The organism is Rathayibacter sp. VKM Ac-2804 (assembly GCF_009866655.1).
In the GTDB taxonomy this organism is placed as follows: Bacteria; Actinomycetota; Actinomycetes; order Actinomycetales; family Microbacteriaceae; genus Rathayibacter.
In genome coordinates, this window is record NZ_CP047420.1 from 1,053,894 (window position 1) to 1,076,430 (window position 22,537).

Sequence of the window (22,537 nt, forward strand, 5' to 3'; positions counted from 1 at the left end):
GCATAGTGTGGGTTCTGCGCATTCTGCGCATCAGGATCATCACGACCGGCTCGGTCACCACGACGGCGAGGAGGCCCCGATGCGCTTCGCGACCCACGTGCTCGTGCTGCAGCTCGCCACCGTCGCGGCGGCCGTCCTGGTCTGCGCGGGGCTGGTGACCGCTTTGAGCGTGCAGCAGCTGCAGGGCGAGGCGGAGGAGACGGCGCTCGCCATCGCCCGCACCGTCGCCGAGGACTCCGACGTGCGCGACGCCGTCGCCGCCTCCTCCGCCGACCCGGCCGTGCCCTCCCGCGCGGAGCTCGAGGGCGGGACGCTCGAGACCGCCGCCGAGGCCATCGAGGAGCGCACCGGCGCGCTCTTCGTCGTGATCACCGACGACCGCGGCATCCGGCTCGCCCACCCCGACCCCGAGCGACTCGGCGAGGTGGTCTCGACGAGTGCGGAGGAGGCGCTCGCCGGCCGGGAGTCGGTGTCCTGGGGCACCGGCACGCTCGGCGAGTCCGCGCGGGCGAAAGTGCCGGTCTACGGACCGGACGGCGCGCGCGTGGTCGGCGAGGTGAGCATCGGCTTCGCCCGCTCCAGCGTCTTCGACGACCTGCCGACCGCGCTGCTGGGCGTGCTCGCGGCGGCGCTCGCCGGGCTCGTGCTCGCGGCCGTCGCCTCGGTCTTCATCCGGCGCCGGCTGCTGCGGCTGACGCTCGGCCTCGCGCCGGAGGAGCTCACCGCGCTGGTGCAGGACCAGGCCGCGGTGCTCGACGGGGTCGACGAGGGGGTGCTCGCCCTCGACCGCGACGGGCGGGTCGGCGTCTGCAACGCGCGCGCCGCCGCGATCCTCGGCTCGGAGGATCCGACCGGTCGCGCCCTGCACGGCCGCGCGCTCGCCGACCTCGGGCTGCCGCAGCCGCTCGCCGACGCGATCGCCGCGGCCCTCGCCTCGACGGAGCCCTCCCGCGGGAACGGCGAGGAGGGCTTCGTCGTGCGCTCCCGCATCGTCTACGTGGACATCCGGCGGGTGACCCGGGGCGACCGCGATCTCGGCGTCGTGGTGGTGCTGCGCGATCGGACGGCGCTCGCCGCGCTCAGCCGGCGCCTCGACGCCGTCGGCGCGATGACCAACGCGCTGCGGGTGCAGCGGCACGAGTTCGCCAACCGTCTGCACGTGGTGGCCGGTCTGCTCGATGCGGGCCGGACGGGGTCGGCGCGCGAGTACCTCGACGAGGTGCTGACCCGCGGGCCGCTGAAGTACCCGGTGCAGCACGCCGACCGGCTGCAGGAGCCCTACCTCCAGGCGCTGGTCGGCGCGAAGGGGATCGAGGCGGCCGAGCGCGGCGTCCTGCTGACCCTCGGCGAGGAGACGCTGGTGCGCGGGACGGTGATCGAGCCGGAGGACGTCGCGACGGTGGTCGGCAACCTCGTCGACAACGCGGTGCGCGCGGCCGTCGAGGGGAGCCGCGACGTGCGCTTCGTCGAGGTCGAGCTGCTCGACGACGGCGACGCGCTCTTCGTGACGGTGGCGGACTCCGGCGACGGCGTCGCGGATCCGGAGTCGCTCTTCGCCCGCGGGCCGGGCGCGGTGGACGAGGACGACGACCGCGTGCACGGCCGCGGCTTCGGACTGCCGCTCTGCCGCGAGGTCGCGGCGCGGCGCGGCGGCGAGGTGTGGCTGGCGGACGCCGGTGGCGAGTCCTCCGGGGCGGTGCTCTGCGCGCGGCTGCCGGGCGCGGTGCTGCCGCCGGAGGACGAGCTGCGCGACGAGTCGCGGCTCGAGGAGGAGGACCGATGACCCCGGATCAGCAGGAGCGCACCGTGCTCGTCGTCGACGACGACTTCCGGGTGGCGCAGCTGCACGCCGACCTCGTCGACACCCGGCAGGGCCTGCGGGCGCTGCCGCCGGTGCACACCGCCCGGGCCGCTCGCGCCGCGGTGCTCGAGCACGCGCCGGACCTGCTGCTGCTCGACGTGCACCTGCCGGACCAGAGCGGGATCGCGCTGCTGCGGGAGCTGGAGACGGACGCGTTCGTGGTGAGCGCCGCCTCGGACGGGGCGACGGTGCGCAAGGCCCTGCACGCGGGGGCGCTGGGCTACCTGATCAAGCCGTTCGACGCGCGGCTGCTCGGCGAGCGCCTCGACGCCTACGTGCGCTTCCGCAACGTGCTGCGCGAGGACCGGGTCGCGGATCAGGAGGCGGTGGAGCGGGCGCTGCGCATCCTGCACTCGGGCGACGCCGCGGCGGCGCAGCCGTCCCGCTCGGCGACGGAGCAGCTGGTGCTGGCGCGGCTGTCCGAGTCGGGCGCCGAGCTCTCGGCCCTCGAGGTCGCGGAGCGGGCAGGCATCTCGCGCGCGACGGCCCAGCGCTACCTCTCGGGCCTCGCGGGCCGCGGCCTGGTCGAGATGACCCTGAGCTACGGCACGACGGGTCGCCCGGAGCACCGCTACCGAGCGAAGTAGCCCCAAAACGAAGGCTGGGACGCACGATCCGGGTGATTCCTTCTCGGATCGGCGTCCCGGCCTTCGTTGTGCGGGTCAGTGTCCCGTTTTGACGTCCGCACCGGTCTCGGCGGCGAGGCGCTTGCGCTCCGCGGCCTCGGCGGCCATGCGGCGACCCTTCGGGCTGACCAGCGAGGCGATGACCGTGACGGCCAGGACTCCGATGATCACAGTGAGCGAGAGGCCGGTGCCGATCTCGAAGACCTCGACGTGCTCGCCGCCGTTGATGAACGGCAGGTTGTTCTCGTGCAGCGCGTGCAGGATCAGCTTCACGCCGATGAAGGCGAGGATCGCGGCGAGGCCGTAGCTGAGGTAGACGAGGCGGTCGAGCAGTCCGTCGATCAGGAAGTACAGCTGGCGCAGACCGAGCAGCGAGAACGCCGTGGCGGTGAAGACCAGGAAGACGTCGCTGGTGAGGCCGAAGATCGCGGGGACGCTGTCGAGCGCGAACAGGATGTCCGTGCCGCCGATCGCCGCCATCACCAGGATCATCGGCGTGAGGACCTTCTTGCCGTCGATGTGCGTGTAGAACTTGTCGCCGTCGTACTGGTCGCTCGTCTTGAAGATGCGCTTGGCGAGGCGGACCATCACGTTGTCGCCGGCGTGCTCGTCGCCGGGCTTCACCAGGTTGAACGCGGTCAGCAGCAGGATCAGGCCGAAGAGGTAGAAGATCCAGGCGAAGGAGTTGATCAGCGCGGCGCCGAGGAAGATGAAGCCGGTGCGGGCGATCAGCGCGAAGACGATGCCGAAGAGCAGCACCTTCTGCTGGTCGGCGCGGGGCACCTTGAAGCTCGCCATGATGATGAGGAAGACGAAGAGGTTGTCGACCGACAGCGCCTTCTCGGTGATGTAGCCCGCGAAGTACTCGGAGCCGGGGGTCGGTCCGCCGAAGACCAGGACGGCGACGCCGAAGAGCACGGCGATGCCGACGTAGAGGGCCGACCAGAGCGCCGACTCCTTGAGGGTCGGCTCGTGCGCCTTGCGCACGTGGAAGAAGAAGTCGAAGAGCAGGAGCAGGACGATGAAGACGATCGTCAGGGTCCAGATCAGGGGCGACACGGTCATGTGGGGGCTGGCCTCGCTCGAGATGGGGGATGGGGACGGACGTGGGGGCTCCGCACGGCGCTAGAACGCTAGCGATCAGGCGGGCGGGCAGGACCGTTGTCCGACGGATCGTGAGTATCTTCTCAGTTCTTCCGCTCGTCTTCGCGCTCAGCGGCCGGAGGGCCACACTGGTCCCATGCCCGGCACCGCGGTCGACAGGACCTTCCAGGACGCCTACGGCGTGACGATCCACTGGCGCTGGTGGTCGCACCCGCGCCCGAAGGCGATCGTGCAGATCGCGCACGGCGTGGGCGAGCACTCCGGCCGCTACGTCGAGCTCGCCGAGGCGCTCGTCGCCGCGGGCTACGCGGTCGCCGCCGACGATCACCGCGGGCACGGGCGCACCGGCCTCGAGCAGCACGGCGGCGACGTCGCCGAGCTCGGGCGGCTCGGCCCGGGCGGTCTGCGCGCGGCGGAGGAGGCGATCAACCGGCTGACCCGCGAGCTGGGGGCCGAGAACTGCGGCGTCCCGATCGTCCTGCTCGGCCACTCCTGGGGCTCGCTGATGGCGCAGCGGATCGTCGACCACCGCTCCGCCGACTACGCCGCCCTGATCCTCAGCGGCACGGCGTACCGCCTCCCCGGGTACATGAACGCCGGCGATCTGGCCCGCCGGCACCGGGTGCCCGGCGGGCTCGGGCTCGAGTGGCTCTCGCGCGACCCGGCGGTCTGGCAGCTCTTCCACGACGACCCGCTCACCTTCACCACCCCGCTCGCGAAGCGGATCGGGCTGCGCGAGACGCTGCGGCTCGTGGGCCGGCCGGCCCGGCGGCCCGAGCACCCGCTGCCGCTGCTGCTCGTCGTCGGTGCGGACGACAGCCTCGGCGGCGAGCGCTCGGTGCGGGCGCTGGCCCAGGCGTACCGCCGCCGGGCCGGCTACACGGACGTCAGCGTGCGGGTGTACCCGGAGGCGCGGCACGAGCTGTTCCAGGAGCTCAACCGCGTCGAGGTCACGGCCGACCTGGTCGGCTGGCTCGACGAGCGGTTCCCCGCACCAGGGGAGGACGTCGCTCCTCCGGCCTAGGCTGGCGTCATGCATGGCGAGTACAAGGTCCCCGGTGGAAAGCTCGTGGTCGTCGACCTCGACGTGGTCGACGGGAGGTTCGCCGGCTTCCGGCTCGCGGGCGACTTCTTCCTCGAGCCCGACACGGCCCTCGACGACATCGACCGCGCGGTGGTGGGGCTGCCGGCCGAGAGCGACGCGAGGACGATCGCCGCGGTGATCCGCCAGGCGCTCCCCGCCGATGCGGTGCTGCTCGGCTTCACCCCCGAGGCCGTCGCGGTCGCGATCCGGCGCTCGCTGCAGAAGGCGACCAGCTGGCGCGACTACGACTGGCGCATCGTGCACGCGAAGGCGGTCTCGCCGTCGATGCACCTCGCGCTCGACGAGGTGCTCACCGCGGCCGTCGGCGAGGGGCGCCGCGAGCCGACGCTGCGGATCTGGGAGTGGGACCAGCCCGCCGTGGTCATCGGCAGCTTCCAGTCGCTGCGCAACGAGGTCGACCTCGAGAACGCGGAGAAGTACGGCGTCGAGGTCGTCCGCCGCATCTCGGGCGGCGGCGCGATGTTCATGGAGGCGGGCAGCGTCGTCACCTACTCGCTCTACGTCCCCGGCGATCTCGTGCAGGGCCTCACCTTCGCCGACTCCTACGCCTTCCTCGACGAGTGGGCCGTCAGCGCGCTGCAGTCGCTCGGCATCGACGCGGTCTACCAGCCGCTCAACGACATCACCTCGCCCTCCGGCAAGATCGGCGGAGCGGCGCAGAAGCGGCTCGGCTCCGGCGCCGTCCTGCACCACGTGACCATGAGCTACGACATCGACGCCGAGAAGATGGTGCAGGTGCTGCGGATCGGGCGCGAGAAGCTCTCCGACAAGGGCATCGCCTCCGCGGTGAAGCGCGTCGACCCGCTGCGCAGCCAGACCGGGCTCAGCCGTGCCGAGATCATCGAGCGGATGAAGGCGACCTTCGTCCAGCTGCACGGCGGGACCGCGGGCGATCTGACGGCCGAGGAGTACGCGGAGGCCGAGGAGCTCGTGGCGTCGAAGTACTCGACGCCGGAGTGGCTGCGCCGGGTGCCGTGAGGCGGGGCGCCCTCCGGGGCGCCGGCTCCGCTCGGCTCAGCTCGCGAGCAGCTCCTGGTAGTCCGGGTGGTCGGCGATGAAGTCGGCGACGAACGGGCAGAGCGGGACGACGTGCGCGCCGCGGTCGTGCGCGTCGTCCAGGGCGGCCTCGACCAGGCGGTCGCCGAGGCCCTCGTGCCGGTGCTCGGGAGCGATCTCGGTGTGCAGGAAGACCACGTCCGCGCCGCGGACCGCGTAGTCGGCGAGGCCGACGTTCTCGCCGTCGACCCACAGCGTGTACTGGGACCGGTCCTCGTCGTGGCGCACCTCGGAGATCATCGCGTCACTCTACGCCGGGGCCCGCGGCGGCCCGGGCAGCCGCCCGTCGAGGCGTGTCGGAGGGGTCGGTGCCGTGTCCGAGCGGCCCGCGCCCCCGTGACACCATTGCGGAGTGCCCAGGACGATCCAGATCGCGGACGGCGTCCCGGAGACCCGGAGCGCGGTGATCCATGCCGAGAACCTCGAGGTCCTGCCGCTGCTCGCGGACGGGTCCTTCACCGTCGTGTACCTCGATCCGCCGTTCAACACCGGCCGCGCGCAGGTGCGGACGTCGACCACCTCCGTCCGCTCGGCGACCGGCACCATCTCCGGCTTCAAGGGCCGCAGCTACGAGCGGATCCGCGGCGACCTCCTCCGCTACGACGACCGCTTCGACGACTACTGGTCCTTCCTCGAGCCGCGCCTCGCCGAGGCCTGGCGCCTGCTCGCCGACGACGGCACCCTCTATCTGCACCTCGACTACCGCGAGGCGCACTACGCGAAGGTGCTGCTGGACGCTCTGTTCGGCCGCGAGTGCTTCCTCAACGAGATCATCTGGGCCTACGACTACGGCGCCAAGGCCACCAAGCGCTGGCCGACCAAGCACGACACGATCCTCGTCTACGTGAAGGACCCGCGCGGCTACCACTTCGACTCCGCCGCCGTGGACCGCGAGCCTTACATGGCACCCGGCCTCGTCACCCCTGAGAAGGCCGAGCGCGGCAAGCGCCCCACCGACGTCTGGTGGCACACCATCGTCTCGCCCACCGGCCGCGAGAAGACCGGCTACCCCACCCAGAAGCCCGAGGGCGTGCTCCGCCGCATCGTCCAGGCCTCCAGCCGCGAGGGCGACGCCGTGCTCGACTTCTTCGCCGGCTCCGGCACCACCGGCGCCGTCGCGCACGCCCTCGGCCGCCGCTTCGTCCTCGTCGACGAGCACGCCGACGCCATCGCGGTGATGCGCCGCCGCTTCGCCGCCCACGACCCGGAGCCCCTCTTCCTCTGACGCCCCGCCGCCCCCTCTCCAGAAGTTGTCGTACTCGCGTACCCCCTACGACAACTTCTGCGGACCTGATGGCCACCTCGTCGGCGTGCGGATCCGCTCTCCAGAAGTTGTCGTAGAGGAGCGCCGAGTACGACAACTTTTGAGGAGAGGTCGGGGCGGTAGTCCTCCACAGGGGCGGTCGGAGGGAGTTGTCCGTCGGTTGGAGGGAAGGGAGCCACGTCGTCGGCTCGAGTGCAGCACGATCGGCGCATGACGGACATCGATCTAGGAGCGTTCACCCGCCGTGCGGCCCTGCGCGAAGGCGCGACGGACGGCGAACTGCGGTCGCCGCGACTGGCGAGCCCGTTCCACGGAGTGAGGACACGCGTCATGCCGGTGACGCACGTCGAGCGTGCTCTGGCCTACCGGCCGCGGCTGCGTCCGGGGCAGTTCTTCTCGCATCTGACGGCGGCCCAGCTCTGGTCGGTGCCGCTTCCCTTCCGACGGCCGGAGGACGATCCGATCCACGTCGCTACGTTCTCTCCGCGGCGACCGCCGCGGACTCGGGGCGTCGTCGGGCACGTCCTTCTGCCGCAGAACGTCGCCGTGTCCACGAGGTTCGGACTGCCGGTGGCCGATGCGGCGTCGACATGGGTCTCGCTCGGGATGCTCCTTCCCGACCGCGACCTCCTGGCGGCCGCCGATCACCTCCTCCTCGTGCCTCGCTACCCGGACGAGGTCGATCCGCGTCCGTACGCGGGACTCTCCGACCTGCAGGACCGAGTGAACGGATACCACGGGCCCGGACGAAGACGGCTCGAGAGCGTGCTGCGGCTCGTCTCGACCGCGGCCGCCTCCTGCAGGGAGACGGCCCTGCGATCGCTGGTTCGCGAGGCAGGACTCCCCGCCCCGGAGGTCAACGCCGAGATCACGGCCGGCGGCCGGCTCATCGCGATCGGCGACCTCGTCTTCCGCCGGTGGAAGGTGCTCGCGGAGTACGACGGCCGCCAGCACCAGACGAGCGATGCGCAGTACGCGCGCGATCGGGAGCGCTCCCTGGCGCTCCAGCTGGCGGGTTGGATCCAGGTCGTGGTCCGCGCGGACGGGCTCGGCCGAGAGCGAGCCCGCACGATCTTCGAGATCCGGGCCGCTCTGATGGCGCACGGCTGGCGGCCATGACCCGCCCTGCCTTCACCGAGAGCTCACTCCCTCCGCCGGGTCCTCGAAAGTTGTCGTACTCGGCCATCGAATACGACAACTTCTGGAGAGTGGCGAAGAGGAGGGGAGGAGAGCGCCCGCGGTCAGGAGCTGGCGCGGACGATCAGCTCGGTGGGCATCAGGGTGCGGTGCTCGACGTCGGCGCCCTCGATGCGGGCGGTCAGGAGCTCGGCCATCCGGGCGCCGAGCTCGACGGGGACCTGGCGGACGGTGCTGAGGGCGGGCACGGCGGAGCGGGCGAAGATGTCGTCGTCGAAGCCGACGACGGCGACGTCCTCGGGGACGCGGCGGCCCGCCTCCCGCAGCGCCGCGTAGGCGCCGACGGCCATCTGGTCGTTGGCGGCGAAGAGGCCGTCGATCGAGGGATCGCGCTCGAGGAGCCGCCGCATCGCCGCGGTGCCGCTCTCGGGCGAGAAATCGCCCCACTCGACGAGGGAGTCGTCGAGACCCGCGTCGGTCAGGGCGCTGCGCCAGCCGATCAGGCGGTCGACGCCGGGCGGCATGTCGGCCGGACCGGCGATGGTCGCGATGCGGCGCCGCCCGCCCGCGATCAGGTGCGCGGTCGCGACGGCGGCCCCGTCGGCGTTGTCGACGTCGACGAAGTAGGAGTCCCGCTCGTCGGGCGAGAGCGGCCGGCCGCCGAAGACGATCGGCAGCGAGTTCGACAGCGCGGCGTAGGAGTGGTCGCCGGAGTGGTGCGAGACGACCAGGGCGCCGTCGACGTTGCCGCCGAGGAGGTAGCGGCGGGTCTTCTCGCCGCTCGTCTCGGAGGCGATCAGCATCGACAGCGTGTAGTCGGTGTCGGCGAGGCGCATGGCGGCGCCCTGCACGATCGCGGCGAAGAACGGGTCGGCGAAGACGCGCGCGGTCGACTCCGGCACGATCAGCGCGATCGACTGCGTGCGCCGGGAGGCGAGCATCCGCGCCGCCCGGTTGGGCACGTAGTCCAGCTCGACGATCGCCTTCTGCACGGCGGCGACGATCTCCGCGGCGACCTGCGGCGCGTTGTTGACCACCCGCGAGACGGTGGCGCGCGAGACGCCGGCCCGGGCGGCCACGGCCTCGAGCGTCGGCGAGCGCCCGCCTCCCCTGATGCCCTCGGACACGGGCTAGTCCAGCGCCTCGGCCGCGGCGCCGCCGATCAGGCGGGAGTAGACGAGTCCGGAGTCCTTGATCAGCCGCTCCTGGCTGGCGTAGTCGACCCGGACGATGCCGAAGCGCTTCTCGTAGCCCCAGGCCCACTCGTAGTTGTCGAGCAGCGACCAGACGAAGTAGCCGCGGACGTCGGCGCCCTGGTCGATCGCGTCCGCGACCTTCTCGACGTGGTCGAGCACGTACTGGGTGCGGTCGACGTCGTGCACGCGGCCGTCCTCGACGACGTCGTCGTACGCGGCGCCGTTCTCGGTGACGTAGAGCGGCGGCAGATTCTCGTACTCCAGGCCCAGCCGCGTGAGCAGGTAGCGCAGGCCGTCGGGGTGCACCTCCCAGTCCATGGCGGTGCGCGGGAGGCCGCGCGAGGGGAAGGTGATCGACTCCGAGCCGACCCACGGCGAGCCGACCTCGCGCTCGGTCGCCTGCGCGAAGTCCTCGGCGTCGGCCGGCAGCGGACGCCCCGAGACGTTGTCGTCGTGGTAGTGGTTCACGCCGAGGAAGTCGAGCGGCTGCGCGATCGTCGCCAGGTCGCCGTCCTGGATCAGCTCGTCCAGACCCAGGCCCGCGACGTCCTCGAGGAGGTCCTCGGGGTACTCGCCGAGCAGCAGCGGGTCGAGGAAGATGCGGTTCTGCAGTGCGTCGAAGCGGCGCGCGGCGTCGAGGTCGACCTCGTCCTCCGGGTCGTCGGGGACGGCGTTGGAGAGGTTGAGCGTGATGCCGAGGTTCTGCGCGCCGAGCTCGCGCAGGGCCGAGACGGCGAGCCCGTGCGCGAGGTGGGTGTGGTGCACCGCGGCCAGAGCGGCCTGCTGCGAGATCACGCCGGGCGCGTGGATCCCGGCGCCGTAGGAGAGCAGGGTCGAGCAGAACGGCTCGTTGAAGGTGGTCCAGTGCGCCACCCGGTCGCCGAGGCGCGCATGCACCGCCTCCGCGTAGTCCCGGAAGCGCTCGGCGGTGTCGCGGTTCGTCCAGCCGCCCGTCTCCTCGAGGGCCTGCGGGAGGTCCCAGTGGTAGAGCGTCAGCCAGGGCAGCACTCCGGCGCCGAGCAGCTCGTCGACGAGGCGGGAGTAGAAGTCGAGTCCCTCAGGGTTGACGGAGCGGTCGCCGGGCTTCACCCGCGACCAGCTGACCGAGAAGCGGTAGGAGGCGAGGCCGAGGCGCTTCATCAGCGCGACGTCGGCGGGCATCCGGTGGTAGTGGTCGACGGCGACCTCAGGCGTGTCGCCGTTCGCGACGGCGCCGGGGACGCGGGAGAAGGCGTCCCAGATGCTGTCCTCCTTGCCGCCCTCGTGGCCGGCGCCCTCGATCTGCGCGGCGGCGGTGGCGGAGCCCCAGAGGAATCCGGCGGGCCAGTCGCGCGCGGCGAGGCGCTCGACCCGGGCGATCTGCTCCGGCAGGGTCGGGGCGGGGGAGGGGGGAACGGTCACTGCGGACTCCTTCGGCGGCTGTCCCGTCATCCTACGACCATCCCGGTGGAGCGCTCTCTCACCGCGCTGGAGGGACGGCAGGAGGGGCGGCCGGAGGCACGGTCGGAGATCCGGCCGCGGGAACGCCGACGGCCCGGCACGCCGAGGCGTCCGGGCCGTCAGGGGTCGGAAGGAGCCGACCGGGCGCAGCGATCAGCCGCGCCGGTCGCCGTCCTCCGTGCGCCGGGGCGCGGTGGCGATGGAGTCGGTCCGCACGTCGGGCTCGATGCTGCCGGCGGCGAGGTCGGCGCCCGCGCGGGCGGCCAGCTGCGGGTCGGTGCGGCGCAGCTCGGCCGCGGCGTCCTCGTTCGCGAGGTCGTGCGCCTCCTGCATGGCCGACTTCGCCCGCAGCGGCGGGGTCTTCAGGAACCAGGAGAGCACGAAGGCGAGCAGGACCACGCCGAGCGCCACCTGGAAGACGGTGACCGTCGCGTCGTTGAAGCCGGTGAGGAACGGCGCCGAGAGGGCGTCGTTCGCCGTGTTGAGGAACGAGGTGTCACCGTCGAGCGCCGAGCCGATCGCGCCCGAGTCCTGCGACTGCAGCAGTTTCAGGATGCCCGCGTTGGCCGGGTCGGCCGCGATCGTCGGGTCGGACGCGGCGGCCTGCAGGTTCGCGGCGATCGTGGGGTTCTTGAAGGCGGCGGCGATGGTCTCCGGGATGCGGCTGAACAGCACCGAGAAGATGACCGCGGTGCCCAGCGTGCCGCCGATCTGGCGGAAGAACGTCGAGGCGCTGGTCGCGACGCCCATGTTCGCCGTGTCGACCGAGTTCTGCGAGGCGAGGGTCAGCGTCTGCATCATCTGGCCGAGGCCGAGGCCGAGCAGCAGCATGCCGCCCATCACGAAGATCACCGGCTTGTCGATCGAGACGAAGGAGAGGTAGAAGAACGCCGCGGACATCAGGAACGTGCCGAGGATGGGGAAGGCGCGGTAGCGGCCGGTGCGGGAGATGATCTGGCCCGAGACGATCGAGGCGATCATCAGGCCGAGGATCATCGGCAGCATCAGGAAGCCGGACTCGGTCGGCGTCGCGCCGTTGACGAGCTGCAGGTAGAGCGGGAGCGCCATCATGCCGCCGAACATGCCGAAGCCGACCAGCACGCCCAGGACGGTCGCCATCGAGAAGGTCGGCGAGCGGAAGAGCTTCAGCGGGATCAGCGCGTCGTCGCCCATCATCCGCTCGGCGGCGATGAAGCCGACGATGCCGAGCACGCCGACGACGTAGCAGACCCACGCGATCGGCGAGCCCCAGCCCCACTCGCGGCCCTGTTCGGCGACGAGCAGGAGCGGCACGGCGGCGACGATCACGAGCGCCGCACCCCACCAGTCGATCCGCACGGAGCGGCGGGCGGCGGGCTTGGGCAGGTGCAGGAAGCGGACCACGATGAACAGCGCCACGGCGCCGATCGGCAGGTTGATCAGGAAGACCCAGCGCCAGCCGGTGATGAAGAGGATCTCGGGGGTGCCGGCGAGGAGGCCGCCGATCAGCGGGCCGACGACGCTGGAGATGCCGAAGACGGCGAGGAAGTAGCCCTGGTACTTGGCGCGCTCGCGCGGCGGCAGGATGTCGCCCATCACGGTGAGGGCGAGCGACATCAGTCCGCCGGCGCCGAGGCCCTGCACCGCGCGGAAGCCGGCGAGGCCGAGCATCGAGGTCGCGAAGCCGGCCAGGAGCGAGCCGATCAGGAACAGGACGATCGCGATCAGGTAGAGCGGGCGGCGGCCGAAGATGTCGGAGAGCTTGCCGTAGATCGGCGTCGCGATCGTCGAGACGATCAGGTACGCGGTGGTGACCCAGGCCTGCTGCGAGAGGCCGTCGAGGTCGTCGGCGATCGTGCGCATCGAGGTGCCGACGATCGTCTGGTCGAGCGAGGACAGGAACATCCCCGCCATCAGGCCGAAGATCACGAAGAGGATCTGGCGGTGCGACATGATCGCGCCCGAGGGAGTGGCGGCGGTCGCGGGTGGGCGGGCGGAATCGGTCACGGGGGTCCCCTTGTCTGGCGGACGCCGCCAGGGCACGGCGGACCGCCGCAAACGTTGCGTGCTGCGCAAAGTTACACCGCGTGCGGACTCGACGGCACCGCTTCCGGCGAGCCTGTGGAGGATCTCAGAACGGCCCGCCCGATCCGCGGTTCGAGGAGGCCGATCGGGGCCCCGCGGGGCCGCCGCTCAGCTGTGCGCCGGGACCCCCGCCTCGGCCCAGCCGGCCTCGCGCAGCGCCGCCCGCGCCTCGGCCCGAGCCGAGTACGGCGTCCGCACGCCCTCGATGTCGCGGTAGTTCTGGTGCCCCGGTCCGGCCCAGAGGATCGAGTCGCCCTCCTGCGCCAGCGACACGGCGACGCGGATCGCGTGCTTGGGGTCGTCGACCTCGTGGATCTCGCCGTCCGGCCGCGCCGCGCGGGCCGCTGCCATCAGGGTGCTGCGGATCGACGCCGGGTCCTCGAAGCGCGGGTGGTGATCGGTGATGACGAGTACGTCGCTGCCCGAGACCGCCGCCTCGGCCATCGCCGGCCGCTTCAGGGCGTCGCGGTCGCCGTCGGCGCCGAAGACCATGATCACGCGGCCCGGAGTGACCTCGCGCACCGCCTCGAGCGTGCGGGTGAAGGCGTCGGCGCTGTGGCCGAAGTCCACGTACACCGTGGGGCCGTGCTCGCCCGAGACGCGCTCGGTGCGGCCGGGGAGGGAGACGTCGAGGCCGCCGTCGCGGTGCAGGGCCGCCCGGATCTCGCCGATCGGCCGGCCCGCCTCGATCAGCATCACGATCGCCAGCGCGGCGTTGGCCGCCATGTGCGCGCCGATGATCGGGACGGACGTGGTGATCGCCCGGTTCTCCCGGTTCTCCACGCGGAAGTGGGTGCGGCCGAACTCCTGCTCGAGGATGCTCACCCGCCAGTCGGCGTCGACGTCGGGGAGCGAGGTGATCGTGGTGACGGGGACGCCCGCCTCGTTCACCAGGCGCTGCCCGGCGGGGGAGTCGAGCGAGACGACCGCGCGGCGCGAGCGGTCGGGCTGGAACAGCTGCGCCTTCTCGGCGAAGTAGGTGTCCATGTCGCCGTAGTCGTCGAGGTGGTCATGGCTGAGGTTCGTGAACGCGGCGACGTCGAAGACGACGCCGTCGACGCGGTGCCGGGTGAGGGCCTGCGCGCTGACCTCGATCGCGGCGGCGCCGACCCCCTCCTCCTGCATGCGCGCGATGAGGGCGTGCAGCTCGGTCGCCTCGGGAGTGGTGAGCCCACTCGTCACGGAGGTGTCGCCGATGTGGCGCTCCGCGGTGGAGCTCAGGCCGGGCACGACGCCGAGCTGCCGCAGCATCCCCTCGAGCATGTGCACCGTCGAGGTCTTGCCGTTGGTGCCGGTGACGCCGAGGAGCAGGGGCGCGCGCTCGGTCGTCGCGTAGACGACGGCGGCGACGGCGCCGAGGCGGGCCCGCGGGTCGTCGACGACGAGCACGGGCAGGCCGGTGGCGCGCGCGGCGGACTCGCCGGCCGCATCGGTGAGGACGCCGACGGCACCGCGCTCGGCGGCCTCCGCGACGAAGTCGGAGCCGTGGCGGTTGACGCCGGCGAGGGCGACGAAGAGGTCACCCGGCTCGACGTCGGAGGCGGTGAGGGTGATCCCGCTCACCTCGACGGACGGGAGGTCGCCGTCGGGCAGCTCGGCCGCCCGGGCGACGGCGCGGAGGGGGACTGCTCGGACGTGCAAGGGGCGCAGCATGGGGTCCTCTCGTCATCGGGACCGGTGGGCGGCTCCTCCGAGGGGGCGGAGGAGCGCGGTCGCCGAGGCTGTCACTCAAGCTAGGGGGTCTGCTTATGTGAATCCTTTGAGGATATTGGAGAGCTGCGTGGAGGAGCAGTGCTGAACGGATACACCCCTCAGTGCTTGACATCCCTGGACGGGGGCGCGATCGGGGCCCCGCGTAGGCTCGGAGCATGACCTCGGACGAGAACCCGACCCCGGAGGGGCGCCCCCTCCGGCGCCGCGCACTGGTGATCGGGGGAGTCGCCGTGGCCGCCGGAGTCGCTGCTGTCGGCGTGAACGCGGCACTCGGCGCCGGCCGCGCGAGAACTCCCGCCGCGTCCGCGACTCCGAGTGCCGTCCCGGGCGCGTCGGCGAGTGCCTCCGCCACGGCGAGCGCGGTGCCGGTCGAGACCCCGACCGAGACGCCCACGCCGACGCCGACCGCGACGCCCGGGATCGACCTCTCCGCGCACTCGAACGACGACCCGGCCAGCATCTGGGTGGTCGTCAACAAGCTCCGCACCCTGAACCCGGTCGACTACGTCCCCGCCGACCTCGTCTACCCGGACGTGTCCTACGTCAATCGCCAGCCGATGCGCCAGGCGACCGCGGACGCACTCGTGCCGATGTTCGCCGCGGCCTCGAGCGAGGCCGGCCTCTCGCTCGCGGTGCAGAGCGCCTACCGCTCCTACGACACCCAGGTCAGCGTCTACGCCGGCTGGGTGTCCTCGCGCGGCCAGGCCGGAGCGGACGCGACCAGCGCGCGCCCGGGGCACAGCGAGCACCAGACCGGCTGGGCCGTCGACGTCGTCGGCTCCTCGGGGACCTGCGCCCTCGAGATCTGCTGGGGCGACACCCCCGAGGGCCAGTGGGTCGGCGCGAACGCGCACCGCTTCGGCTTCCTCGTCCGCTACAAGCCCGACACCACGCCGATCACCGGCTACGAGTCCGAGCCGTACCACCTCCGCTACATCGGCGTGGAGCTCGCGCAGCACCTGCACGACGCCGGCATTCCGACGCTCGAGCGCCTGTTCGGGCTGCCGGACGCCCCCGACTACGCGCCGGGCACGGTCTCCTAGCGGCGCCCCCGGTCGGCTGATCGGCGGCTCGAGATCACCCCCTCGCGCCTCCTGGCGCGCCCTGTCGGGCGTCCCACGCCACGCCTTCCGTTCGAACGAGCGCGTCCCTAACCTCTCCTTCAAAGCGAGGCAGGCTCGCTTTCGATCGAAGGAGATCTCATGACATTCCCGCTGCTCGCCTCCTCGAGGCGCTCGTCCGCACTGTCCTTCACGGCCCTCGTGGCCGTCTCCGCACTCCTCGCCCCGGCGGCCATCGCCGCCGAGGATCCGGGCCCGCCGACGCTTGCGTCGGCGACGGTCGCCGAGGCCCTCGAGAACGTCGAGAGGGTCGATCCGACTCTCCTCCACGACGCTGTTCTCGAGGGTGCCGGGACGGCCGCCCTGGGCTCCGGCTCGGTCGTCGTGCCGTCCGATCCGTCCGCCGGTGTCCGGATCGGCGACGGCGCTCGGACCGTGATCGTCGATCTCCCTGCCGCGGAGAGCGCTGGTCCGGCTGCCGCCCTCGCGGACGGGGGAGTCGTGTACCCCGCGGCTCACAGTGCGACCTCCGTCGTGGTCGGCGATCGAGGCGTGCAGATGCTGACGACGATCGCGGATGCCCAGGCTCCGGCCGACTACTCCTACGACGTGACCCTCGCCGAGGGGCAGCGGCTCGAGCTGCTCGGCGACGGAGCGGCGGTCGTCGATGCCGACGGCGGCATCGCGCTGCTCATCGGAGCAGCGTGGGCGATCGACGCGGACGGGGACCGGATCCCGACGCACTACTCGGTGTCCGGTTCGACCCTCACGCAGACGGTCGATCACTCGGCGCCCGGAGTGGCGTACCCGGTCGTAGCCGATCCGGCGTGGCTGGCGCCCTTCGTGTTCAAGTGCCTCATCGGACTCGGAATCAACGGACCGCAGATCGTGTCGATCATGGCGTCGGGCGGGCCGGGATCGATCGGTGGAGGGCTGGCCGTGTCGATCATGGTCTGCCTCAGGGGAAAGTAGGGCCGGAGCGTGTTCCGCCGACGCTCACCTGAGCGCTTATCGCGTGAGCTCCGCTCGATCGATGACGCCATCGAAGCCCATCCCTTCAGGTCCGAGCCGATCACGCGCGCCTTCGCCGTCATCGAGGACGGCGACGGGGACAAGGAGCTGATCAGCGCGCGACTCCGTGAGCAGGGCCTGCCGGAACTTCAGACGATCGGAGCTTCCACGCTGCGGTACTCGCTCAGCTGGTGGTGGCTGCACAACCGGCGGCGCGCGGCCGTGCGGAGGATCGAGCGGCATCGGGGTTGAACCCGCTCGTCGTCCGTCGGTGAGCCTGCCCAGTGCTCGAACGGACTGGGGAGCTGTCGGCGCATCCGTTGGAGGGGTGACAAGCCTGTTGAGACGCGGGCGGGAGGGGTTCCCGCCCGCGTGGCCGAAAGGCGGAAGGGAAGCACGGTGCTTCGGAGACCGACGCGGGAGAAGCTGCAGCGCGAGCTGGAGGCGATCGACGCCGCGATCGCCGGACATCCGTTCTCCTCCGACGTGCTCGTTCGCCTCCAATCGGTCTTCGCCGAGAGCGACGGCAGTGGGAGGGACGGGCAGCGGATCAACGCGCGCCTGGCGGAGGAGGGTCTGCCGACCATCCCGGGAATCTGGATCTTCTATGCCCGGAACTTCTCCAGCTGGGGGTGGCTGCACAATCGGCGGCGTGCGGCCGTGCGGAGGATCGAGCGGCTCGGGGGCTGAACGCGTGTCCGTTCGGACATCCGGATGTGTCCGGAAATCGGTCCGCAAGGGCTTGCGGAGACGGCCGCGATCAGAAGCGGACGTGACAGACGGGCGTTGTTACCGTACCGTTACTCGGAGTGCTTTCGGAGGTCACCCTTAGGGGACTCCGACTCCCGCGTGGTGACATGGCCGCTTCCCCCTGAAATCCCGCACGCCCCCGCCCCCGTGCGCACCGACCCGTGAGTTCCCCTGTGCCCCACAGTTCCACCCGTTCCACCGTGCCCGCTGCCGCCGAGGTCGCCCCCGCCGACGCTCAGCTCGCACCGCCGCTGACCCGCCGTGAGGCGCGCGAGCGCGAGGGCCGCGTCCGCTCGACCCCGCCCGTCGTGACGCCGGCAGCCCCCGCCGTCGAGCTCCCCGCCTCCGCTGCCCCGGCCCCGGTCGTCCTCGCCCCCGTCGCGCTCGCGCCGGCCGCCGAGGGCATCCGCCCCTCCGCCGCCGCCCCGCTGCACCCCGCGAGCGGCGACGTCTTCCCCTCCCGCCGCGACCGCCGGGCCGCCGAGGGGCACCGCCAGCGCGTCGAGCCCGCTCGTCGCGGCTCGTCCTTCTTCCGCCCCTCGCGCCGGCACCTCGTGCTGGCGATGTCCGGCGGGCTCGTCCTCGTGGCCGCCGCCTCCGGTGTGAGCCTCACCGTCGGCGCCTCCACGGACGCCGAGTCGGCGACCGCCTCCACCGCCGCCCCGACGGCGACGGCCGCGCCCGTCACCGTCCTGCCGGCCACCACGGCCGACTCCCGCGTCGTGCTCAGCAGCGTCTCGACCACCACCGGCACCGTCGCCGGCGGCACGAGCGTCACCCTCGCCGGCTCGAACCTCGACTCCGTGGCGACCGTCCGCTTCGGCGACGCCGAGGGCAGCGTCACCGTCGACAACCCCGACCAGATCACCGTCACCGCGCCGCCCGCGAGCGGCGAGGCCGAGGGAGTCGTCCCCGTCGCCTTCTTCGACGCCGGGGGAGCGCCGATCACCTTCGACGCCGTCACCGACGCCGCGGCCGCGGTGACCGTCGACGGCACGCCGGTCGAGACGGTGCAGCCCGCCGTCGACGCGTCGACCGCGACCCAGGAGCCGCTGACGGCGACCGCCGCCACTCCGGCGGCCACTCCGACCGCCGCCGACGCGACCGCCGCGCCGACCGCCGCCCCGGCCGCCGCCGCGACAGACGCGCAGCCCGCCGAGCTCGTCGCCCCCGCCGCGACGGCCTCGCCCAGCCCGGCCGCCACCGGCGTGCTCGCGACCACCAAGGTCGTCGCCTCCGCGATCACCTTCGCCTACACGCCCGATCCGGCGATCGAGGCCGCGAAGGCCGCCGCCGCGCTCGAGGCCAGCCGCCTCGCTTCGCAGCTCGACTACCTGCAGACCTACTGGTCCGACTACAACTCCGCGCAGTACGGCGTGATCGGCGGCAACGACTGCGTCAACTTCACCTCGCAGTCGCTGATCGCCCGCGGCTGGGAGATGGACGGCGAGTGGAGCTACTCGCGGACCGGCGGCTACAGCTCGGCCTGGGCCTCCTCGACCGCGTTCAACTCCTACCTCTCCGCGCACCCGGAGCGGGCGACGCCCCTCACGAACGCGCAGCGCGCGGACGTGAAGCCCGGCGACGTCGTGCAGTTCGACTGGGACGGCTCGGGCGACTGGGACCACACCGGCGTCGTCACGAGCGTGAAGGGGAGCACGATCCTGTACTCCTCGCACACCGCCGACAACCTCGACCAGAGCATCGACTCGGCCTCGGCCGGGCGCATCATGTTCTGGAGCGTCTGAGCCGGAGCCCCGAAGCCCGGAGAGACACGGAAAGAGGCCGCCGTCGCATCAGCGACAGGCGGCCTCTTCGTCGTTCGGGAGAAGCGTCAGTTCTTGAAGACGTCCTTGACGTCCTCGCCGACCTTCTTGGTGTGGGCCTTCGTCTGGTCGGCCTGGCCCTCGGCCTCGAGCTTCTCGTTGTCGGTCAGCTTGCCGACCGCTTCCTTGGCCTTGCCGAGCAGGTTCTCGGCAGCGTTGCGGATCTTGTCGTCAGCACCCATGAGGGGCTCCTTCCGTTCGATTCGGTTCGTCCTCCGGCGACGGCCGCTGGAGGAAGTGGTGGGTGAGCGCGGGCGCTCGCGGGTCAGGCGACCCGGTCCTCCTTGGAGAACCCGGCTCGGGCGCTGGAGGCGACCTCGAGCACGACGGGCAGTCGTGCGCCGAGCAGGCGATCGAGCTCCAGGACCTCCTGGCGCACCGCGTCCACGACCGTGCGGGGCGAGACCCCACCGCGGGGCAGGACCCGGACCTTGAGCGCCGTCGACGAGCCGTGGCGGTAGGCCGCGACGGTCACGTCGATCAGATCGGTGCGGCCGGCCAGAGCGTTCTCGAGGACGTCCTCGGCGAAGCCGGTGGCGATCTCGACCTCTCCGGCCACGCCGCTAGACGAGCCCGCGTCGGTGAGGACGGTGCTCGTGCGGCCGTGGCCGTGCGCGGAGATCAGGACGATCGCGAGCACGATGCCCAGCAGGCAGATCCCGACGATCGCGTAGAGCGGCCACAGCACGGCCGCGTCGCTCCAGGCGGTGCCGTCCTCCGGTGAGATGCGGGAGACGAGGGCCGCGCCCTGGCCGTCCGCGACGTCGGCGACCGCGTCGCGGACCGGCTGCGAGACGGCGATCAGGACCAGGCCTGCCGTGACGGCGGCGAGGACGAGGCCGACCAGGAGGAGGATCAGGCGGTTCACGAACCGGTTGCTCGTGGTCATCAGATCCTCCCGGAGTCGGAGATGCGGACGGTGGCGCGGGGGGCGGGCGTCGCCGCGATGCGGCTCAGCTCGTCGTCGACGGCGGACTGCACGGAGTCGCGGTCGACGGTGATCCCCGAGGAGGGGGTCACCTCGATCACGGCGGTGCGGCGGCCGATCGAGGCACGGGTGTCCTCGCGGCGGGAGCGGGCGGCCGTGCGGGCCGACCGGGCCAGGGAGGACGCGATCACGCCGTCGTCGAGGACCACGGCGAGCCGGTCGTCCGCCACGGTGTGGCGGGCTCGGGCCCCCGGGGCGAGGGCGAGGACCAGCAGGATCAGCGCCAGCACCGCGGTGCCGACGGCGATGCCGATGATCGCGCCGGAGGCGAGATCCGTCACGCCGACGATCGCTCCGAGGAGCGCGGACGGCGCGAGCAGCAGGGGAGCGGCTCCGACGATCGCGAGCACCGCCTCCGTCCCGACGTACGCGGCGATCAGGATGATCAGCACGAGCACGACGATCTGGGCCGCGGAGCGCGAGCTGTGCGTCTCGCGGCGCAGGTAGCGGCGGTACCGCGCGTCCGGGGCCGCGTCGCGGGGGGTGGCTGCGGGGCTCATGCGATCCTCCTCGGGGTGCTGCTGGCAGTGCGGGTGCCGCTGACCCGGAGGTCGACGCGGCTGACGGTGCGCCCGGTGAGCGCCCCCATGCGGGAGGCGACGGCGGCGCGCTGGCGGTGCAGGCGGTCGAGGAGGCTCTCCCCGGCCGGGCCGGAGCCGTCCGTCACCACCGGGGCGGTGACGGCGAGCGCGAGGCCGCCGCTGTCGTCCGACAGCCGGACGCGGATCGCGGAGACCTCGACCCCCAGCTCCTCGTGGACGATCGCCACCGCCGTCCGCTCGAGGGAGCGGACGGAGATCGTGACGGTCCCCGGCTCCGTCCGAGCGGTCCGCTCGGCGGGACGCTGGTCGAGTGCGGTCATGGCGACTCCTAGCGGGAGGTGGTGCGGCCGCGGAACACGTCCACGAGGCTGCGCACGTCGAGCGAGCCGTCGAGTATCCGCGCGATCAGGACGCCGAGCGCCATGAAGACGGCGGTGAGGACGAAGCCCCAGAAGCCGAAGAGCAGGGCGGCGAAGGCGAGGATCGCGCCGACGACGAGGCCGAGCGTGGTGCTGCGGCCGGCCGGGGCGGGGGCGGGGATGCGGGGGTCGCTCATCGGACGCGGCTCTCGGTCTCGGTGTCGCCCTTGTCCTCGCCGGGGATGTGCACGTCGACGATCGCGACGTTGATCTCCGCGACGGACATGCCGACGAGCTCGGTGACGGCCTCGGACACCGCGGCGCGGACCTGGTCGGCGACCGACTGCATCGGCACCGGGTACTCGACGACGAGCGTGACATCGGCGGCGACCTGGGTCTCGCCTACCTCGACGCTGACGCCCTGGGCGTGGTCGTTGCCGCCGACGGCCGACCGGATCGCGCCGAAGGCACGGGCGGCGTTGTTGCCGAGGGCGAAGACGCCGGGCACCTGGCGCGCGGCGATGCCGGCGACCTTGGCGATGACGGCGTCGTCGATGACGGTGCGGCCCTGGGCCGTGCCGGAGACCGTGCTGCCGCCGAGGCTGGTGACGGTGTCGACCGAGGCCTTGTCGACGCGGGGGGCGGTGGGGGTGGCGGGGGTGCGCGTGCTGTCGCTCATGGTGACTCCTGTGCGTGTCGTCGGCCGCTCGTGGTGCGCGGCCGGGGTCGGGGAGTCCGGCGGGTTTCCCGTCGGGCTGTGCTTTCATGAGTGAGACGGAGCCCGACGGGCGTTCGTCACGGTGAAGGTCAGAGTTTTTGCTGAGTGTCACCTGATAGTCCATCCGGCTCCCGCCGGTGAGCGCTGAGGAGCGTCATGCCCGGTCTGGAGACGGCGAGCGATGCGCTCCTCGCCGAGCGCTCCGCCGAGGGCGACGTCCGGGCGTTCGAGGTGCTGGTCAAGCGGCACCAGTCGATCCTCCGCGCCTACGCCTGGCGGCTGACCGGCTCGCAGGCCGACGCGTCGGACGCGGTGCAGAACGCGCTGATCACCGTCTGGGCCCAGCTCCCGCAGCTGAAGGAGCCGGCGAGCGTCCGGAGCTGGATGATGCGGATCGTCAGCCGGTCCAGCGTCGACCTCCTCCGCCAGCGCAGACCGGTCGACGACGTCGACGCCGTCGAGCACCCGCCGGCCCGCGAGCCCGGTCCGTTCGAGTCGGTCGAGCAGAGCGACGCCATGCGCGCTCTCGCCCGGGCACTGGCCGACCTGCCCGAGACCCAGCGGCAGTGCTGGCTGCTCCGCGAGGTCGGCGGCGAGTCGTACAGTGAGATCGCCGATCACCTCGGCATCACCGCCACCGCCGTCCGCGGCAAGCTCGCTCGAGCACGGGAGTCGCTGGTCGTGGCGATGGAGGACTGGCGATGAGGGCCTGCGAT

Annotated in this window: 24 protein-coding genes; 12 read left to right on the forward strand and 12 right to left on the reverse strand. The window is 72.3% G+C overall.

What is annotated here, in order from left to right:
* Positions 1-79 precede the first annotated feature (79 nt).
* Positions 80-1,783, forward strand: a complete 1,704-nt coding sequence (locus GTU73_RS04875; protein WP_160087477.1) for a sensor histidine kinase — start codon at positions 80-82, stop codon at positions 1,781-1,783.
* The gene (locus tag GTU73_RS04880; protein WP_160087479.1) at positions 1,780-2,448 is read left to right on the forward strand and encodes a response regulator; all 669 of its coding nucleotides are present in this window, start codon (positions 1,780-1,782) and stop codon (positions 2,446-2,448) included. Before GTU73_RS04875 ends, GTU73_RS04880 begins: the two co-directional genes overlap by 4 nt.
* 75 nt (positions 2,449-2,523) lie before the next feature.
* On the opposite strand, the gene GTU73_RS04885 is transcribed toward GTU73_RS04880, so the two are convergent.
* Positions 2,524-3,552 carry a TerC family protein gene (locus GTU73_RS04885; RefSeq protein WP_160087481.1) on the reverse strand — a complete coding sequence of 343 codons (1,029 nt, stop codon included), beginning with the start codon at positions 3,550-3,552 and terminating at the stop codon, positions 2,524-2,526.
* Between the two features lie 175 nt (positions 3,553-3,727).
* Between GTU73_RS04885 and GTU73_RS04890 the strand changes: the two genes are divergently transcribed.
* Positions 3,728-4,615 carry an alpha/beta fold hydrolase gene (locus GTU73_RS04890; RefSeq protein ID WP_160087483.1) on the forward strand — a complete coding sequence of 296 codons (888 nt, stop codon included), beginning with the start codon at positions 3,728-3,730 and terminating at the stop codon, positions 4,613-4,615.
* A gap of 9 nt (positions 4,616-4,624) precedes the next feature.
* On the forward strand, positions 4,625-5,674 hold the full coding sequence (locus GTU73_RS04895) for a biotin/lipoate A/B protein ligase family protein (protein ID WP_160087485.1): 1,050 nt from the start codon (positions 4,625-4,627) through the stop codon (positions 5,672-5,674).
* Between the two features lie 36 nt (positions 5,675-5,710).
* On the opposite strand, the gene GTU73_RS04900 is transcribed toward GTU73_RS04895, so the two are convergent.
* A complete protein-coding gene (locus GTU73_RS04900; protein WP_160087487.1) occupies positions 5,711-5,992 on the reverse strand; it encodes a GNAT family N-acetyltransferase in 282 nt (93 codons plus the stop codon).
* Positions 5,993-6,104: 112 nt separating this feature from the next.
* Between GTU73_RS04900 and GTU73_RS04905 the strand changes: the two genes are divergently transcribed.
* Together GTU73_RS04905 and GTU73_RS04910 are read left to right on the forward strand one after the other, a co-directional pair.
* Positions 6,105-6,977: a site-specific DNA-methyltransferase gene (locus tag GTU73_RS04905; RefSeq protein WP_160087489.1), complete on the forward strand. Its 873-nt coding sequence runs from the start codon at positions 6,105-6,107 to the stop codon at positions 6,975-6,977.
* Positions 6,978-7,226: 249 nt separating this feature from the next.
* On the forward strand, positions 7,227-8,135 hold the full coding sequence (locus tag GTU73_RS04910; RefSeq protein ID WP_160087491.1) for a hypothetical protein: 909 nt from the start codon (positions 7,227-7,229) through the stop codon (positions 8,133-8,135).
* A 122-nt stretch (positions 8,136-8,257) separates the two neighbouring features.
* Here the strand turns inward: GTU73_RS04910 and GTU73_RS04915 are convergent, their stop codons facing one another.
* The 4 genes from GTU73_RS04915 to GTU73_RS04930 all read right to left on the reverse strand — a co-directional run bounded on the left by GTU73_RS04915 (position 8,258) and on the right by GTU73_RS04930 (position 14,494).
* A complete protein-coding gene (locus GTU73_RS04915; RefSeq protein ID WP_160087493.1) occupies positions 8,258-9,280 on the reverse strand; it encodes a LacI family DNA-binding transcriptional regulator in 1,023 nt (340 codons plus the stop codon).
* Between the two features lie 3 nt (positions 9,281-9,283).
* Entirely contained in the window at positions 9,284-10,708 is a 1,425-nt protein-coding gene (locus tag GTU73_RS04920; RefSeq protein ID WP_244231895.1) for a GH1 family beta-glucosidase, read from the reverse strand.
* Between the two features lie 234 nt (positions 10,709-10,942).
* Positions 10,943-12,721: an MDR family MFS transporter gene (locus GTU73_RS04925; RefSeq protein WP_160091225.1), complete on the reverse strand. Its 1,779-nt coding sequence runs from the start codon at positions 12,719-12,721 to the stop codon at positions 10,943-10,945.
* Between the two features lie 240 nt (positions 12,722-12,961).
* Positions 12,962-14,494, reverse strand: a complete 1,533-nt coding sequence (locus tag GTU73_RS04930) for a UDP-N-acetylmuramoyl-L-alanyl-D-glutamate--2,6-diaminopimelate ligase (protein ID WP_244231777.1) — start codon at positions 14,492-14,494, stop codon at positions 12,962-12,964.
* Between the two features lie 227 nt (positions 14,495-14,721).
* Between GTU73_RS04930 and GTU73_RS04935 the strand changes: the two genes are divergently transcribed.
* From GTU73_RS04935 to GTU73_RS04955, 5 genes are all read left to right on the forward strand, one after another.
* On the forward strand, positions 14,722-15,609 hold the full coding sequence (locus tag GTU73_RS04935) for a M15 family metallopeptidase (protein WP_160087499.1): 888 nt from the start codon (positions 14,722-14,724) through the stop codon (positions 15,607-15,609).
* Between the two features lie 159 nt (positions 15,610-15,768).
* Positions 15,769-16,599 (forward strand): hypothetical protein, encoded by an 831-nt coding sequence (locus GTU73_RS04940; protein ID WP_160087501.1) that lies wholly within the window; start codon positions 15,769-15,771, stop codon positions 16,597-16,599.
* A gap of 9 nt (positions 16,600-16,608) precedes the next feature.
* On the forward strand, positions 16,609-16,890 hold the full coding sequence (locus tag GTU73_RS04945) for a hypothetical protein (RefSeq protein ID WP_160087503.1): 282 nt from the start codon (positions 16,609-16,611) through the stop codon (positions 16,888-16,890).
* A 147-nt stretch (positions 16,891-17,037) separates the two neighbouring features.
* Positions 17,038-17,328 (forward strand): hypothetical protein, encoded by a 291-nt coding sequence (locus GTU73_RS04950; protein WP_160087505.1) that lies wholly within the window; start codon positions 17,038-17,040, stop codon positions 17,326-17,328.
* Between the two features lie 233 nt (positions 17,329-17,561).
* Positions 17,562-19,136 carry an amidase domain-containing protein gene (locus GTU73_RS04955; protein WP_160087507.1) on the forward strand — a complete coding sequence of 525 codons (1,575 nt, stop codon included), beginning with the start codon at positions 17,562-17,564 and terminating at the stop codon, positions 19,134-19,136.
* A gap of 86 nt (positions 19,137-19,222) precedes the next feature.
* On the opposite strand, the gene GTU73_RS04960 is transcribed toward GTU73_RS04955, so the two are convergent.
* From GTU73_RS04960 to GTU73_RS04985, 6 genes are all read right to left on the reverse strand, one after another.
* Positions 19,223-19,396, reverse strand: coding sequence for a CsbD family protein (locus GTU73_RS04960; protein WP_160087509.1), 174 nt, complete (start codon positions 19,394-19,396; stop codon positions 19,223-19,225).
* Positions 19,397-19,479: 83 nt separating this feature from the next.
* Positions 19,480-20,103, reverse strand: coding sequence for a hypothetical protein (locus tag GTU73_RS04965; protein WP_160087511.1), 624 nt, complete (start codon positions 20,101-20,103; stop codon positions 19,480-19,482).
* On the reverse strand, positions 20,103-20,702 hold the full coding sequence (locus tag GTU73_RS04970) for a hypothetical protein (protein WP_160087513.1): 600 nt from the start codon (positions 20,700-20,702) through the stop codon (positions 20,103-20,105). The genes GTU73_RS04965 and GTU73_RS04970 overlap by 1 nt, the downstream gene beginning before the upstream one ends.
* A complete protein-coding gene (locus GTU73_RS04975; protein WP_160087515.1) occupies positions 20,699-21,064 on the reverse strand; it encodes a hypothetical protein in 366 nt (121 codons plus the stop codon). The genes GTU73_RS04970 and GTU73_RS04975 overlap by 4 nt, the downstream gene beginning before the upstream one ends.
* An 8-nt stretch (positions 21,065-21,072) precedes the next feature.
* Positions 21,073-21,300 carry a DUF2273 domain-containing protein gene (locus tag GTU73_RS04980; RefSeq protein ID WP_160087517.1) on the reverse strand — a complete coding sequence of 76 codons (228 nt, stop codon included), beginning with the start codon at positions 21,298-21,300 and terminating at the stop codon, positions 21,073-21,075.
* Positions 21,297-21,782 carry an Asp23/Gls24 family envelope stress response protein gene (locus GTU73_RS04985; RefSeq protein ID WP_160087519.1) on the reverse strand — a complete coding sequence of 162 codons (486 nt, stop codon included), beginning with the start codon at positions 21,780-21,782 and terminating at the stop codon, positions 21,297-21,299. Before GTU73_RS04985 ends, GTU73_RS04980 begins: the two co-directional genes overlap by 4 nt.
* A 195-nt stretch (positions 21,783-21,977) precedes the next feature.
* Between GTU73_RS04985 and GTU73_RS04990 the strand changes: the two genes are divergently transcribed.
* The gene (locus tag GTU73_RS04990) at positions 21,978-22,526 is read left to right on the forward strand and encodes a sigma-70 family RNA polymerase sigma factor (protein ID WP_160087521.1); all 549 of its coding nucleotides are present in this window, start codon (positions 21,978-21,980) and stop codon (positions 22,524-22,526) included.
* Positions 22,527-22,537: the final 11 nt, after the last annotated feature.

Excerpts from the sequence above, each read along its gene's own strand:
- GTU73_RS04925 (WP_160091225.1), bottom strand. The coding sequence starts at position 12,721 with ATGTCGCACCGCCAGATCCTCTTCGTGATCTTCGGCCTGATGGCGGGG.
- GTU73_RS04980 (WP_160087517.1), bottom strand. The coding sequence starts at position 21,300 with ATGAGCGACCCCCGCATCCCCGCCCCCGCCCCGGCCGGCCGCAGCACC.
- GTU73_RS04880 (WP_160087479.1), top strand. The coding sequence starts at position 1,780 with ATGACCCCGGATCAGCAGGAGCGCACCGTGCTCGTCGTCGACGACGAC.
- GTU73_RS04900 (WP_160087487.1), bottom strand. The coding sequence starts at position 5,992 with ATGATCTCCGAGGTGCGCCACGACGAGGACCGGTCCCAGTACACGCTG.
- GTU73_RS04885 (WP_160087481.1), bottom strand. The coding sequence starts at position 3,552 with ATGACCGTGTCGCCCCTGATCTGGACCCTGACGATCGTCTTCATCGTC.
- GTU73_RS04940 (WP_160087501.1), top strand. The coding sequence starts at position 15,769 with ATGACATTCCCGCTGCTCGCCTCCTCGAGGCGCTCGTCCGCACTGTCC.
- GTU73_RS04985 (WP_160087519.1), bottom strand. The coding sequence starts at position 21,782 with ATGAGCGACAGCACGCGCACCCCCGCCACCCCCACCGCCCCCCGCGTC.
- GTU73_RS04975 (WP_160087515.1), bottom strand. The coding sequence starts at position 21,064 with ATGACCGCACTCGACCAGCGTCCCGCCGAGCGGACCGCTCGGACGGAG.
- GTU73_RS04990 (WP_160087521.1), top strand. The coding sequence starts at position 21,978 with ATGCCCGGTCTGGAGACGGCGAGCGATGCGCTCCTCGCCGAGCGCTCC.
- GTU73_RS04875 (WP_160087477.1), top strand. The coding sequence starts at position 80 with ATGCGCTTCGCGACCCACGTGCTCGTGCTGCAGCTCGCCACCGTCGCG.
- GTU73_RS04965 (WP_160087511.1), bottom strand. The coding sequence starts at position 20,103 with ATGACCACGAGCAACCGGTTCGTGAACCGCCTGATCCTCCTCCTGGTC.
- GTU73_RS04910 (WP_160087491.1), top strand. The coding sequence starts at position 7,227 with ATGACGGACATCGATCTAGGAGCGTTCACCCGCCGTGCGGCCCTGCGC.
- GTU73_RS04970 (WP_160087513.1), bottom strand. The coding sequence starts at position 20,702 with ATGAGCCCCGCAGCCACCCCCCGCGACGCGGCCCCGGACGCGCGGTAC.
- GTU73_RS04960 (WP_160087509.1), bottom strand. The coding sequence starts at position 19,396 with ATGGGTGCTGACGACAAGATCCGCAACGCTGCCGAGAACCTGCTCGGC.
- GTU73_RS04935 (WP_160087499.1), top strand. The coding sequence starts at position 14,722 with ATGACCTCGGACGAGAACCCGACCCCGGAGGGGCGCCCCCTCCGGCGC.
- GTU73_RS04890 (WP_160087483.1), top strand. The coding sequence starts at position 3,728 with ATGCCCGGCACCGCGGTCGACAGGACCTTCCAGGACGCCTACGGCGTG.
- GTU73_RS04895 (WP_160087485.1), top strand. The coding sequence starts at position 4,625 with ATGCATGGCGAGTACAAGGTCCCCGGTGGAAAGCTCGTGGTCGTCGAC.